General features: G+C 40.7%; 21 protein-coding genes. 8 read left to right on the forward strand and 13 right to left on the reverse strand.

What is annotated here, in order from left to right:
• Window positions 1–27 precede the first annotated feature (27 nt).
• A complete protein-coding gene (locus OGX91_RS15565; protein WP_085335198.1) occupies window positions 28–522 on the reverse strand; it encodes a DUF4755 domain-containing protein in 495 nt (164 codons plus the stop codon).
• Between the two features lie 362 nt (window positions 523–884).
• A complete protein-coding gene (mobQ, locus tag OGX91_RS15570; RefSeq protein ID WP_162597963.1) occupies window positions 885–2,186 on the reverse strand; it encodes a MobQ family relaxase in 1,302 nt (433 codons plus the stop codon).
• 340 nt (window positions 2,187–2,526) lie between these two features.
• Here mobQ and OGX91_RS15575 point away from each other — a divergent pair, with 340 nt between their 5' ends.
• The 8 genes from OGX91_RS15575 (at window position 2,527) to OGX91_RS15610 (ending at window position 6,397) form a co-directional block, all read left to right on the forward strand.
• On the forward strand, window positions 2,527–2,712 hold the full coding sequence (locus tag OGX91_RS15575) for a hypothetical protein (protein WP_085335200.1): 186 nt from the start codon (window positions 2,527–2,529) through the stop codon (window positions 2,710–2,712).
• On the forward strand, window positions 2,709–3,044 hold the full coding sequence (locus OGX91_RS15580) for a hypothetical protein (protein WP_085335201.1): 336 nt from the start codon (window positions 2,709–2,711) through the stop codon (window positions 3,042–3,044). Before OGX91_RS15575 ends, OGX91_RS15580 begins: the two co-directional genes overlap by 4 nt.
• Window positions 3,034–3,375: a hypothetical protein gene (locus tag OGX91_RS15585; RefSeq protein WP_085335202.1), complete on the forward strand. Its 342-nt coding sequence runs from the start codon at window positions 3,034–3,036 to the stop codon at window positions 3,373–3,375. The genes OGX91_RS15580 and OGX91_RS15585 overlap by 11 nt, the downstream gene beginning before the upstream one ends.
• A complete protein-coding gene (locus OGX91_RS15590) occupies window positions 3,368–3,781 on the forward strand; it encodes a hypothetical protein (RefSeq protein ID WP_130953981.1) in 414 nt (137 codons plus the stop codon). Before OGX91_RS15585 ends, OGX91_RS15590 begins: the two co-directional genes overlap by 8 nt.
• Window positions 3,778–4,014, forward strand: coding sequence for a hypothetical protein (locus OGX91_RS15595; protein WP_085335204.1), 237 nt, complete (start codon window positions 3,778–3,780; stop codon window positions 4,012–4,014). Before OGX91_RS15590 ends, OGX91_RS15595 begins: the two co-directional genes overlap by 4 nt.
• 28 nt (window positions 4,015–4,042) lie before the next feature.
• Complete coding sequence (locus OGX91_RS15600; protein ID WP_286626752.1) at window positions 4,043–4,480, forward strand: hypothetical protein; 438 nt, start codon at window positions 4,043–4,045, stop codon at window positions 4,478–4,480.
• 312 nt (window positions 4,481–4,792) lie between these two features.
• Entirely contained in the window at window positions 4,793–5,620 is an 828-nt protein-coding gene (locus OGX91_RS15605) for a hypothetical protein (protein ID WP_085335206.1), read from the forward strand.
• Window positions 5,621–6,397, forward strand: coding sequence for a hypothetical protein (locus OGX91_RS15610; protein WP_109885629.1), 777 nt, complete (start codon window positions 5,621–5,623; stop codon window positions 6,395–6,397).
• 63 nt (window positions 6,398–6,460) lie between these two features.
• Here the strand turns inward: OGX91_RS15610 and OGX91_RS15615 are convergent, their stop codons facing one another.
• From OGX91_RS15615 to OGX91_RS15665, 11 genes are all read right to left on the reverse strand, one after another.
• Window positions 6,461–7,681: an integrase domain-containing protein gene (locus tag OGX91_RS15615; protein WP_109885630.1), complete on the reverse strand. Its 1,221-nt coding sequence runs from the start codon at window positions 7,679–7,681 to the stop codon at window positions 6,461–6,463.
• Window positions 7,682–7,886: 205 nt separating this feature from the next.
• Complete coding sequence (locus OGX91_RS15620; RefSeq protein WP_286626753.1) at window positions 7,887–8,699, reverse strand: hypothetical protein; 813 nt, start codon at window positions 8,697–8,699, stop codon at window positions 7,887–7,889.
• A 39-nt stretch (window positions 8,700–8,738) separates the two neighbouring features.
• Window positions 8,739–9,914, reverse strand: coding sequence for a site-specific integrase (locus OGX91_RS15625; RefSeq protein ID WP_100194714.1), 1,176 nt, complete (start codon window positions 9,912–9,914; stop codon window positions 8,739–8,741).
• On the reverse strand, window positions 9,875–10,081 hold the full coding sequence (locus OGX91_RS15630) for a hypothetical protein (RefSeq protein WP_024135505.1): 207 nt from the start codon (window positions 10,079–10,081) through the stop codon (window positions 9,875–9,877). Before OGX91_RS15630 ends, OGX91_RS15625 begins: the two co-directional genes overlap by 40 nt.
• Before the next feature lie 38 nt (window positions 10,082–10,119).
• A complete protein-coding gene (locus OGX91_RS15635) occupies window positions 10,120–10,689 on the reverse strand; it encodes a 3'-5' exonuclease (protein ID WP_286626757.1) in 570 nt (189 codons plus the stop codon).
• 1 nt (window position 10,690) lies between these two features.
• Window positions 10,691–11,254: a hypothetical protein gene (locus OGX91_RS15640; protein ID WP_286626830.1), complete on the reverse strand. Its 564-nt coding sequence runs from the start codon at window positions 11,252–11,254 to the stop codon at window positions 10,691–10,693.
• Window positions 11,255–11,370: 116 nt separating this feature from the next.
• Complete coding sequence (locus OGX91_RS15645) at window positions 11,371–11,610, reverse strand: hypothetical protein (protein ID WP_286626758.1); 240 nt, start codon at window positions 11,608–11,610, stop codon at window positions 11,371–11,373.
• On the reverse strand, window positions 11,610–12,293 hold the full coding sequence (locus OGX91_RS15650; protein ID WP_286626759.1) for an ead/Ea22-like family protein: 684 nt from the start codon (window positions 12,291–12,293) through the stop codon (window positions 11,610–11,612). The genes OGX91_RS15645 and OGX91_RS15650 overlap by 1 nt, the downstream gene beginning before the upstream one ends.
• On the reverse strand, window positions 12,290–12,544 hold the full coding sequence (locus tag OGX91_RS15655) for a hypothetical protein (protein WP_048220741.1): 255 nt from the start codon (window positions 12,542–12,544) through the stop codon (window positions 12,290–12,292). Before OGX91_RS15655 ends, OGX91_RS15650 begins: the two co-directional genes overlap by 4 nt.
• Window positions 12,541–12,717, reverse strand: a complete 177-nt coding sequence (locus OGX91_RS15660; protein WP_001253786.1) for a hypothetical protein — start codon at window positions 12,715–12,717, stop codon at window positions 12,541–12,543. The genes OGX91_RS15655 and OGX91_RS15660 overlap by 4 nt, the downstream gene beginning before the upstream one ends.
• Window positions 12,705–13,244 (reverse strand): HD family hydrolase, encoded by a 540-nt coding sequence (locus OGX91_RS15665; RefSeq protein ID WP_286626760.1) that lies wholly within the window; start codon window positions 13,242–13,244, stop codon window positions 12,705–12,707. The genes OGX91_RS15660 and OGX91_RS15665 overlap by 13 nt, the downstream gene beginning before the upstream one ends.
• Window positions 13,245–13,259: the final 15 nt, after the last annotated feature.

Below are 13,259 nucleotides of genomic sequence, written 5' to 3' on the forward strand. Positions count from 1 at the left end.
AAATATAAATAATAAAACATAACAAGGTTATAAAACGTATTTATTAAAAATGAGAAGCCAGCGATCGCAGATCTCGTGATTGGTCGATGATGTTTTGTTTTTCATTGGTAGATTGATTTTCCATGAAGGATTTTTTATATCATCTGTCAGTATAAAAATACCGGAACGCTGATTAGCTAACATTTGTTCATTACTGTTAGCTCCAGCGGACTTTATCATAGAGTTTAGATTATTACCTGTGCTATAAATTTTTCCAGCTTCGGATAGCGTATAATTTATTTCCCTGATGTTGTCGTATTTGAAAGTGCTGTCCTTATCTGTATTGAAAATACGTACTGTGTGTTTTTTAGTATCAATGACTACACCGGTGTTTTGACATTCATATGAGAGGACATCACCATCTAATACCTCTGTATAAGTATTGAGATATCTTCTTTTTTTAGGGCCAAAGTAAAACAGTTGGCAGAGAATCAGGATAAAAATCACTGCCCAAAAAAGAAAAATAATGTTTTCGGTTTTCATAAAATTTCATTCCTCATAGAGCGATAGTTTTTAGCTTAATCATGAAGATACCAAGGTGATTCGCCCGGTCTTCCACGCTCCGAGCATACCATGAGGAGGGCTGCTCTCAAGTAAAATGATCGTTATTACAGATCAATTATTTAATATTGATAGTTTTTAGCGATTAAAAAGTGCCTATCGATCGGTGTTTTAATTGTTTTAATCGATCGATGATATAATTATGATAGGTATAAACTATCATTATATCGATTTTGATCGATATAAACGATACGACGGCAGGTGGAAATAAACCAATACTATCAATTGGTTAAAGGTAATATAACTCCAAGTCATTCATTGGGGATGAAAAATGAGCAAAATATTTAGCGCGTTATTGGTCGGTTTCTTCTGTTCTCATATGCTTCACGTTCTTCATTAAATCTCTGTTCAGTTAATGATATTGATAGTTTTGCTATATGAAGCTTATTTTTAAACTCACTTTTTGACTGTGTTTTGTTATCTTGAGAAAATTCAGGAACGACAGCGCCGCCCATCAGATAAGCTTTTTTCTTCGCTGCTGTTTCTTTATTTTCTAAATCCTCTAACTCTTCTTTTTGTGCTTCTGTTAAGTGTAGATTCTTATCTACTTTCTCATCGGTTAAATTAATATTTGATGTTGAACCTATAGCCGCTGCTGAACTGCTTTTACTATTATTTTTAGTGGTGTGAACTTTGATTTCATTATCAGCATTAAGATCTGCTTTATCTTCTTTATTGAGTTTAGATTGAAGATATTCGCCAACTTCGCCGAGTCTATTTTGCGGGTTGTTTTCATTGCCTCCCTGTGTAGCATCTTGCAAAGATGCGGCAGGGGAGGAAGCTGGAGCCAACGGCGAGGGCTTAAGCTGTTTCTGTTCAATGTGGTTAAGTGCTTTTGCCTCTTGTGATACTTTCACTTCTTGGAGCACGTCAAAGCGTGCTTGTCGCTCTGGATTGCGGCTATGGCCTCTATGGATAGTCGGCGGTCTGTCTAAGCTGATTGCCTGCGCCTCTTGCTCAACCGTTCTGAGAGGGGGCAGGATAGCGTCAAACTCTGCTTTTTGTTCTTTCAGTGATCTGTGATCGATATGCGCATCGATGCCAGCCTTTTGCATGTGCTCGTTTGCTGCGTCTGCCCAGCTCTTGCGCCATTGCTCTAACAGTTCTTTATCGTTCCATTTCCTTTCCTTCTGACCGAACCCCGCGCCGTCAGGAGTAAGGAGGCGAGTAGTTAGCATTACGTGAAAATGCGGGTTGTCGCTATCGAGTTTGTGGAAGGCTATATCAGCAATCATTCCATTTTTTACAAAATTCTCTTGGCAAAAATCTATTGCTAACGCCTTTTTTTGTTCGTCTGTCATTTCGACAGGAAGCGCAATATTAAACTCGCGTGCTAACTGCGCATCTTTTCTTTTTTCGCTTTTTTCTATCGTGTTCCATAAATATGCAGGCTTTAAAAAATTACGGTCTGCGCTTTCAGGTATTAATATCACACTGTCTGAAATACCTTTCTTTTTGCTGTAGTCGTGGATCTCTCCTGTGTGTTCGTCTATTAACTTTTCGCCGTGGCGATAAGCTGCCGCAGCTACGCTACTATGCCCCTTGCTGCGTGTTATTGTTTGAGCGCTCATATGAAATATTGCCATTGTTTTTATCTCCTGATATTGAAAGCACATACTTTTTAAAACAAGCAAAATATATTTGCTTTTTTTAAAATCGATTAAGTAATATTGAGCATAAAGCGAATATTACTTTTTATTTTTATGCGTTAGTAAATCCCCATTTATGGGGCGCGCACATTCGAAGAATGTATAAGTGCGCTATTGTAGTTTTTAGTAAAACTAAAATAGCCGCTATACGTAAACCTTTTATCTATAAAATCGCGCTCTGGAAATGAAAATACATATATCGCGCTTTACTTAAATAAATAAATATATTACTTAAAATATATATAACAGAAAAACATAAAAATAGAAGAGGTGAAATATGAATGATAATGATAAAAAAATAGAAGTGGCAGCGTCTGAACTTGTTAGATTGATTATTAGAAAGCTACAAGATGAAAATACGGATGTTATATGTAGAACGAGCTTATTTATAACTTACAATCTTTTTTCTCATGAAAGCGATTTTACTGTTGTTTATGACACGTTAGGGGGAGATCTGGAATGATTGGAAATTATAACAATGATTACGACTATGATGATAATGAGTATTTAAATGATGACACTATAGAAATCCCTTTGAGCTGTGAAGATGACGAATATAGAGAGGATTATTTAAGAGAACAAGAGCAAGAACAAAAATCTGTTTTACAGAAAATGATTGAGTATAAAAATGAAAATGCATTTTTTGGTCATTTATACGAAATGTCCGGTGTTTTTGGTTTTACTGTTGTTTTATTGTTAGGGTTTATTTTTACGCTGCCGATTTTGTTTATAGCTGGATTGATTGCGTTTTTTATTACATTGAAAGAAAAGAGGGGTGCGAAAAATGGCGTTTAATATAGAAAAATATAATAAAGTAAAAAAAGAGCTTGAGCAAAAAGCAAACTTATTGACTAGAATGGAGCAAGAAATGAAGGCAGAGGAAAGGAAAAAAGAGGCGGCACGTAAAATAAAAATTGGCGCTGAACTAATAAGAATAGTTAGAGAAAATAACATCGAGACATTAGATTTTGCTAATGATATTTCTTTGTTAGTAGGATCGTTAACTAATAATCTAATACTGAAAAGAATACACGATCAGCGTGAGTTCTTAAAAGTTGAAGGCGATAAAAGATTGAATGAATGGAAGCTAAAAAACAACAAGAAAAGGAGTAAAGCAGATGAATAACTTAAGACCTAACCCGAACCCTCGAAAAGAGGGAACGGCGGACATGATGAACCGCCTAAATTTCTATGATACGTCTTTCACTTGCTTGCATTTTCTAATGATAGATTTCGATAATGACATGCAAGAAATGAAAAGAAAAAAAGATTTTCATCCTTTGATGCTTTTGAATAAACACGATAGAGAGAGCTTAGATTTAGAGATACGAAACATTATTAGAATATCACTTGCAAGCAAAATGTTAAATATTAAAAGCGAAAAGTTATTGAGCGCTGATTTATATTTTGAAAAACAAGATGAGTTAGATATGGGCGAAGATGCGAGAATAGTCAGTTATGTGTTTAGAGACTTTGTAAAACAAAGAATAGAAGCAGCGATTAAAACTATTGAAGAAGAGAGAAGTATATGAGCATATTATCATTGTTAGCAAAAGCAAAACCGGCAGTAGATGATGGCGGGGCTAGTTTCATGGGGCCGGCGATGGGGTTTTTTGTTGCTGCTTTTTTAGTTGCTATCATTGCGTCTGTTGTTTCAAGTGCTTTTCGTTCTGCTAAAAACTCAGCAGATGTGAGTATAAGTAATGCAAAAAAATATCACGTAGCACTAATAAAAGAGCAATACAGAAAGAAAGGTGGTGGGTAATATGTATTATTTAGTATGTGTAGTTTTTATGATTTTATTTATTATTGTTTGTATGCTTTCAGTTATTTACGCTGCTGAGATCTATCAATGGCAGCATTATAACGGATATAAGTTTAAACGGTGGCTAAAAAGCGGAAGTATAAAAAAAGATGAGAATGAAGGGAAAATAAAAAGACAAGTGAAGAAAATGACTATAGATTATATATTAAAGCTTCTTAAAAAATACAATATTGATTTTGACGCTAACGAGTTAGCAAAAGCAAGTTTTAATATTAAGCTAAAGTACTATGAACTTATATTGGCAGAAAAAGAAAGGATAAAAGAAAATAAACTATTAGATGAAGGGTTGAAGAAAAAAATAAAAATAAAAACTGATACTTTTGACGCTGAAAAGTTTCAAAAAGAAGCTGATGAACGTTATAAGTTATTCATGGAACGCCGCAATCTCTCCAGTAAGACTAAATGACAACTCCAATATTTAGGACGTCAAGAAGAATGGCGGGGGTTCCCTTTTGAGGGTTCCGCTATTGTTCTTGACGACGGTCAGATCACATATCCTTCGCGTTGTGGGATGGTGCACTTGGTGAGCCATCCTGCCTGCGACGATCGGTTATCTTATTTTTATTGTTATTAATCATTTGGTTGCGTCCTTTTGGAGGCAAGGTAAGGCTGCGGAAAAATTTTTTGTAATACATATAGGCATGATTGAAATTTTTAGACATAATTAAGATATTTCTGAGTGAAAAGCACTCAACATCAACACATAAAGAGAACTTCAATGATTAATCTAGATATGGATGTTGTAGTCGGTCATGGGCAAGATGATTTTGAAGAGCTAGAAATGACTTCTGGCATAAAAGTTTTCAGTGGGGCTTCGGATATAACACAAATTACAGCAAGCACAATATTAGATGATTCGGTTCCTAAAAAATCAACATCTATACATGGGCTTAGGAATATTTTTAAACATACTTTCGATGGTTCTTTTGGACAGAAATTTTGTGTCAGGATAGAAGATCCAGAAAAAATAACCAGATTTAACGAAATTGGGAAAACTGTTTTTTTTGATGTTATGTCTTATTACATCTCCAAAGGGATGGGAGAGGTTCATAATCTAACTAATCAAGCTTCGATAGATCTTGTAAATGAGCTTGAACCTTTAGAGAGAACTCTCCTGAATAGGATTCAGGATCCTATTGAAAACATGCATCGCACTGTTGATAAACAAGGGTATAATGTCCTATTAAGAAGGAGAACTCCACAAAGGAAAATTATCGTAGCTAAAATGGATTCGGCTACTTTATATAATATAAATATTGAACATGAGTCTCCTCAACCAGTACAAGAAAATGTCATAATAACAAGATTTAATATGTTAACTGGAACAGGTAGGCTTTTACTTGACAGGCAATCTGATTCTATTGCTTTTAGGCATGCTTTAAATTGGGAGCATGTTCTTCAAAGCCAAAAAAATAAATTTTCAAGGAATCTTGATGTTAACAACAGGGGCGGTAGAGATGCTTTCATACCAATAACAATCTCTGCTATTGAATTAAGAAATCACATAGGCGAACTTAAAACTTACATTATACAAGAAGTCCTTTAAATGAAGATGTCTACCTTGAAACTGATTACTGTTTTAATAATATTGGTTGTTTGGTATTTGTATTTTTCTCACTTTAATCATTGGGATAACCCTTTAGATCTCCTAAATAAAGAGAAGTGGATGGGGTTTTCTGATGATAAAGGGGATTGGGGAACTTTCGGTGATTTCGTTGGTGGAGTATTAAATCCCCTTCTCACATTCATAACTATTGTTATGCTTATAAACTCTCTAAAATTACAGAGGGAAGCTAACGAAATATTGATTAAAGATGAAAGAAGGCAAGAAAAAGATCTCATGTTAAAGAGGTTTGAGGATAGCTTTTATAATCTCATATCTTCGGAGCGGGAAGAGTTTAGCTCTTTTTCTATAACTATAAATAATACTGAGTTTAAGTCATCTAATGCGGTCTCGGAAATCGAGCAAGCTATATGGGATTTTATTCAAGCACAGATAAGTGATAATGGAGAATGCGAAGTTATTGAGGTTAGACGTTTTATAGATAACATAGATAATGAGTCTTCTATGTCTATATTTTCAATGGTAAGGTGTGTGTATGTTGTTTTCAAAGTTGTAAAGGAAAAGTGCCCAGAAGAACACCGAGACTATTATCTTGATATTTTTGTTAATATGATGCCTGTAAAGTTAGTTAATTTGGTTTCTATAATGTCTGTTTATATGGACTGGAAGAGTATTTCTTATATTAATGGTAATGGGAAAGGGTTCATAGATAACGAAGGTGTTCAGAAGTATATAAATACTTTGAAAGATCTCCACTGATGATTAATCATCAGTGTGAGAGGATTTTTATAACATAATATGTTAAGTTAGGTATCATCCATCTTAAGCAACCATAAACTTATATTTTTGTGCTTGAACGTAATCACTCCACCATTGCATTAGCTCGGCACGTTCAACTAAATATTCCGCACGGTTATAAGCAGCGATAATTTCATCTTTTTTTGAATGAGCGAGAGCTGCCTCAAGAACTTCTGTTCTGAACTTACCAGATTCCTCTGCGGCTGTTCTGGCTATAGAACGCATACCGTGAGCAACCAGTTCACCTCCGAATCCCATTCTAATTATGGCGGCATTAGCTGTTTGCTCATGCATATGATTAAGAGGTGCTTTGATGCTGGGGAAAACCCACTCACGATGCCCGCTGATTGGCTGCATTTTTTCGAGGATGCGTAGTGCTTCTTTGCTAAGCGGAACTTTATGAGGCCGTTTCATCTTCATGAACTCTGGCGGGATGTTCCAAAATTTATTCTTTACATCAATATCTCCCCAACGCGCCCGAACGGCTTCACCGGGACGAACCCAAGTCAACAACTGCCATTCAATCAGCAGACGCGTCTCAAGACGGATAGAGGCGTTAGATAAAGCAATCATGAATCGCGGTAGCTCATTTGGAGGTAGAGCTGGCATATTTTGCTTCTTAGGCTTACTGAAACGGTGACCGAGGTTATCCGCTGGGTTGAACTCGATGAGTTCTTCTGTTGCTGCCCAGCGGAATATTTCATTTAGTCGGGAAATGATGCGGCGTAGCGTCTCAAGCACACCTCTCTGTTCTATAGGGTCAAGATGCTGTTTTAAAAGCTTTGGACGTATTTCTTTAATTGGAAGATGCCCAAGACCGGGGAAGATGTTTTTTTCAAGGCTGCGCCAGATGTCTTTTGCGTGATCTTCTGAGATGCCGGAAGTTTTGACCTTCTCTTCAAGCCACTGCTTCGCAACTGTCTGCAGTGTGTGTTCAGCCGCATCTTTTAGCGCGTTAGCTTTTTGTTCGTTATGAGATTGTGGATCTATACCATTCGCTAGCAAAGATAAATATTCGTCGCGCAAAGCTCTTGCTTGAGCAAGCGTTAAGTGCGGATAAAATCCAAGACTCATTTTCGAGCGCTTCTTTGACACTGGAGCGGCATAGGCTAGATGCCAGATTTTCTTACCACTTGGTTTGATACGCAGGAACAAGCCGTCTCCATCCCATAGCGTGAACTCTTTCTCTGTGGGCTTGGCCTTTTTGATCTCTGTGTCAGTGAGTTTTGTTGCTACCTTCGGCATTTTTGCTCCCTCGTTTTTACTCCCTCATCGACGAGGGATAATAGGAGGGTGCCATAAGGAGTGGTTTCTAGCAATTCTCAGTAGACTTCACTGGACATGAAAAAGGCCGCAAACCCTTGTGGAATGCGGCCTTAGTAGACTTGAGTAGACGTCATTTTACTAAAAAGTGGTGGAGCTGGCGGGAGTTGAACACGCGTCCGAAAGTCTATAACATACTGTTTTTATTGAAATCATTTTCATTAATCAATTCGGCGTATCTTTTGCGGATACCTTCAAGTCCCTTTACTGTCTTTTCCTTTATACCAATTTTATTGAAAATGATTTTCCCATTCATCAAGATATCATCTCCATTATTGACTATGTTGTAAAAGTCTACTTCTATATCGTATTCCTCTTTAAATTTACTGCCACCTATATCTTTATAACTTATTGCGAGTGTGAGTTTTGGTAAATCTCTATTTATTTTACCTTCTGCATTTAGTGAATGGATTAAAATCGCACAATTTAAAGATATGCAGGGAAATGGGATTAGTATGTCTGTTGATGCAGGGTTTTGATTGGATGATAGGATGTAATCATGAAAGTCCTCTCCATAACGCGACGCGAATTGATATCCAATCTCGGGGTCTGCATCATCAATTATTAATTCATTGGTATATAGTGAAATCTTAGTTGATTTTTCTAATTTACTAAAATATGAATTTATTGTATCCACTGACTTTTGATATTCATAATCCCAATGAATGGCTACATCCAACGCTGCACCAAGCCCAATGTTTATGGCTATGTTACTTTTATTTAGGTGAGTGTTACTGCTTCTTTTTAGATGGATTCTGTTAAATATGTCATTTTTATTATTGTTTAGTTTGTAAGTAAATGACTGAGGTTTAAATACAATTTGTGGTTTATACGATAGTTTTCTTTGTAAACTGGCCTGCCCAACAACCATTAAAGCAGCTATTGCAGATACCAATGCTGCAATAGCTGCTACTAAGGCTATCAATCTATCTGGGGTCATCTTCGCATCTCAACTCAATTCAAGAGATGAGATTATTCTTCAGTTTTGTTTGCGATTCAATGTTTGTAATGAAGTATTATTATCGTACTCTTTCAAATATCGACCATAATGCCTAAACAACATTTCTGGACCTTTATGGCCCATCTGAGTGGCGAGCCAGAACAAATTTGTACCTTGACTGATATGCCTTGTGGCGAATGTATGTCTGGTCTGGTAGGGGTTACGGTATCGAATTCCAGCTTTACGTAATGTAGGTACCCACGCTTTCTTCCTAATAGCATCAGCGCTAGCCCATGCTTTATTGCTTTTGGGGTCTTCGAAGACCGTATCATCTTTCATAAAAGTGAAAGATTTCTGACTAGTTAGAGCATCTATTGCTTCGGTAGTCAGTTCAACTTTCCGTGTTCCAGCTTTGGTTTTGGTCCCTTTGATTACGCCAACAACGCTGGCGTTCTGAACATGGGCCGTCATCCCTATAAAGTCGATATCACGCCAACGAAGAGCACACAATTCGGAACTACGCAGCCCTGTTTGTATCGCGAACCGGAAAAGATTCTCCCACTGCTTATTGCCAGCAGCAGAGAGCAAAGCGTCTACTTCTGCTGGTGATAGCGGATCAACCACATAACTACTTTCTGCCTCTGATTTATCACTTTGGTACCGTGAGGCTGTTACCAGTGATACAGGGTTAATCTGAAGCACACCATCCGTCACCGCCTCATCCAAAGCAGAACGCAGGAATGACAGTTGGTTTCGGATAGTCTTTAATGTTGTTTTCTGGTTTTGGATCCATGTCTTCAGCGCGGCCGGCGTCAACTCACTTGCAGGAAAAATATGAAGTGATGACAGCGCGCTTCGGCATTTCTTATATCCACCAATTGTTGAAGGGGATAGTTTTCTCGTTTCACAGATAACCAGATACTCGTCCAGGTACATCTTCACCGTTTTGCCTGCGGCAGCGTTGCCGAAAATTTTTAACCGGGTAGAACGGGGAAAGTATTCTGCATAAACAAATGTCCCCCTCTCGATCTTGTTATGGATTTCGCCGAGTGTGCGCTCGGCGTATTTGATGTTTTTTGGGGTTACGTCCAGATTAGAAAGGGGCTCACGGCATTTAACCCCTTTATAAGTGAAGGTAATATTGATGGTTTCGCCGTTGCGGTGTTTCCTGATGGTTACGCCGCGCGGGAGCTTAGGCGATTCTGTCGTGCCCATTTTGCAACCTCACTAAGATCAATCCATCTTTCCTTAACGCCGTCGACCTTTAGCACCTGAACCCCTTCACGCCATACTCCACGTTGCACACGTTTGTTGATGGCATCCGGGGTTTCGCCAGTCTCTTTGCAATAAGTTGAGATGGGAACACAATCGAGGCTCAGCATATATTTCTCCATTACCCCGGCTGCACCCGGGGAAAATTTTAGCTGTTGCTGGTGGTTGGGATTAGTTTCTGCCAAATCGCTGAAACATATTTCGCTTGGTGGCGGGCATCAGCCAGCGCGTTATGTGCTATCCCATCAAATGGCATATCACGCTTAGGATCGAAACCTACAACTCTGCCTAATGTGACGATGGTTCTGACGTCGTGATCATTCCAAAATTGCCACGGGCAAACCTGGCCGGCACGCTCATATGCTCCGCGCAATATAACGTTGTCGAAAGTAGCTCCATTGCCCCAAACTTTTAAATATTTGGGGTTATCAGAATGCCGATTAATGAAATGGCTCAGTTCAGATAGGGCATACGATATCGGCATCGCATCATTAACACAGATTGCTGATCGTGCTTCTGAGCTTTGTCTTAACCACCACAGAATAGTGTCACCATCCGGCACCGCTCCCTGCTCCATAGCGCTTTCAAGGTTAACGGCGGTGTAAAACTCCTGACCCAGTTCACCGCTTTGCGGATCGAAGAACACGGCACCAATGGAGACGATAGGGGCATTTGGTTTTTTGCCCATGGACTCAAGGTCGATCATTAAATTGTTCACGTTATACATTCTCCTGCTGAGGTGCTGCTTCGAAATGCTCGACACCTTTAGCCCAAATGGCTTTGATGTTCGTCCAACTGACTGGCACTGTTATCTCAATTCGACCGCTGCTGTCGCATGTTTCGCATTCATCATCACCAAAACACTCTGGGCAGTTTATAAATTTCGTTTCTGAAAACTCACCGGACAGCACACCCTTTGCGCCGTTCTCGGCGGTTAGCCTCTTAGGCACCAAAGCCAAACCATCTGGAGTTACCGGAGAGTTGCCAGCCTGAAGCATGGCGGAGCGGACGGTTCGAGCTATGCGTTCTCGCAATTGCTGTGTTCCGTGATACTCCACGGCAATATCGCGCAGGTCGTTTACCAGTTCGCGGATTTGATGGTCTTTCATCGGTTCCGGCGCTGGCGGTGCGGTGTAGACCTCAATGACGCCGTTATCGATGGGCCACTCACCATCCTTGATATAATCCGAGGTTCCTTCCACCTGCTGATCTGAAATGTGGAATGCGCCAATCGGTTCGGCGGTAAGCGATGCCCTTGCGATTTCAGCAAGACGCAAATCCATTTCAATATCTCGCAGGATTTCACTATCCTGCACAAAGCCCAGTGCATAGCGTGCTGACGACATCTGCTCTTCCAGCCGCTTGAGTAACTGCTCTTTGGTGGATCTGGTAATAGTGGTCATAGTGTCATGAGTTCCATTTTTTTGATGATTTCTGAATGGCAGTCTTCCTCGACCTCATCACAAGCCAATTCATTCAAGGCCTCAATAACTACATCGCGTTGTTCTGGACAGAAGAAATCATCGCGGTAGTCGGCCCACAGAACAGCCGAAAGACGCCCACCGAGAATCTCGGTTGCCGCTGATACAACAGTCTCTGCGCCATCCTTGAAATCGACAACAAAAGTTACCTTTCCCATCACTTCTCCTTTACGCTGATGCCAGCGGCGCGTATTTCGTGGATCGCATTGTCATTACCAGAACACCAACCCTCAGCATAATCACGGCTAAATCCGCTCATGTGCATGACTTCACCGACGCTGCGCTTTGGTAGGTTGACCGTCCGCGCCTCCAGTTCTGCTATGCGCTGGCGGAACTGGATTACGTCCTCTGTTTGGTTGCGCCAAAGTCTGCACGCCAACTCAATTTCATCTATTGCATCAGCAAAGCTAAACCAATTACTCCATTCTGGTGCCTGACCCATTACGGCTTTATAGGCATCGTTCATGGCTGATTCTGCATCATCGCGCTCATTGATAAGCTGCGTCTCACTACGTTCGAGTTCTGCTATGCGCTTCTCTGCTGCTTCCAGCTTTTCACGCGCATCCCGCATATCGTCACGCATAGCAATCGCAACTGCTTCAAGGGAATCCTTGTCGCGCTGTAGTTGGAGGTTTTCATCTAGCAGAGACAGCACTGCTACGGGACTTGCTGCGGCTATGAATACAGCATCACTCCGTCCGTTGTCACTGAACACCATGGCAATTTGCTCGCTGTCATTGCCATCAACGGCGTAAACCTCATCGCCGAGTTCAACAACCCATTTCCCTGCTGTCGCCTTCTCCGCCGCTTCACGCAACGCCTGTTTGTTGAGTGCTTTCATTGGGCTGCTCCCTGTCTGGCGCTATTCAATAGCTGGTTAAACATCATGGTTAGGCTGTTACTGCACCCAAACGGCATATCGTTAACACGGTATGTTGGAATGCCCTTGCGAACACCAGACTTCACGATCCGGCCGGTGCCATAGAGTTGCGATAATGCGCCAGCGATCGAAGCTGTCTTTTTGTTTAAACCCTTAGCTATTTCAGCGCTGGTGGCGTTGGGGTGAGCCTGGAGATATTCAAATACGGTCATGGCGTTTTACCTTTACGTTCCTGTTCCAGTTGCACCAGAGACTCTTTTAATGCTGCGAACGTAGCGTCCAGTCTGGTGGCGACTTCGCGCATAAGCGGTGCATGCTTTGGTGGCAGTTCAGCAACGGAGGCAAAAGCCTCCGCAACGAGTTCTTTTACCTTCATGCGGCGCATTGGCGCAGCTCCACCAGTTCGTTAAATCGGTTCATGAACAGGCCATAGGCTTGACCAGGACGGAGAGGGATAACCTGAACGAGATCAGAGCAGGGAATACCTTCGAGAATTTCCCATTTCGAGCCGTCATCGATTTCCAGATCACGGCGCTCGGTAGCTAACATGGTTAGATCGGCATATTTCACGACGGCAGCTTGCTCAAGCTGGATACCGAATTTAAAGCGGATAAGACCATCAATATAAGTTTCTATGCGCTGGTAGTCAGGCAGCAAGGCTTTGAGCGGGGCTGGAATATCCTGGCAATATGCCTCCGCAGCGTCGTGCATCAGCGCTTCAAAGGCGAACTCTGGCGGCACAATCTGGCTTACAAGCACAGAGTGCTGGGCCACGCTGTAGAACTCTGGCAGATGCCCAGCGAATCGACAGATGTTGGAAAGAGCAGTCGCGATATCCTCAACATCGATATCGTCGATTGTGGCGGTCAGGTAGTTAAATTTTTTACCGGATAATGTCTGAATGTAGCTCATGGTTTTCTCCATATT

It is taken from the genome of Citrobacter sp. Cpa228, from assembly GCF_030333085.1.
Lineage (GTDB): Bacteria > Pseudomonadota > Gammaproteobacteria > Enterobacterales > Enterobacteriaceae > Citrobacter > Citrobacter pasteurii.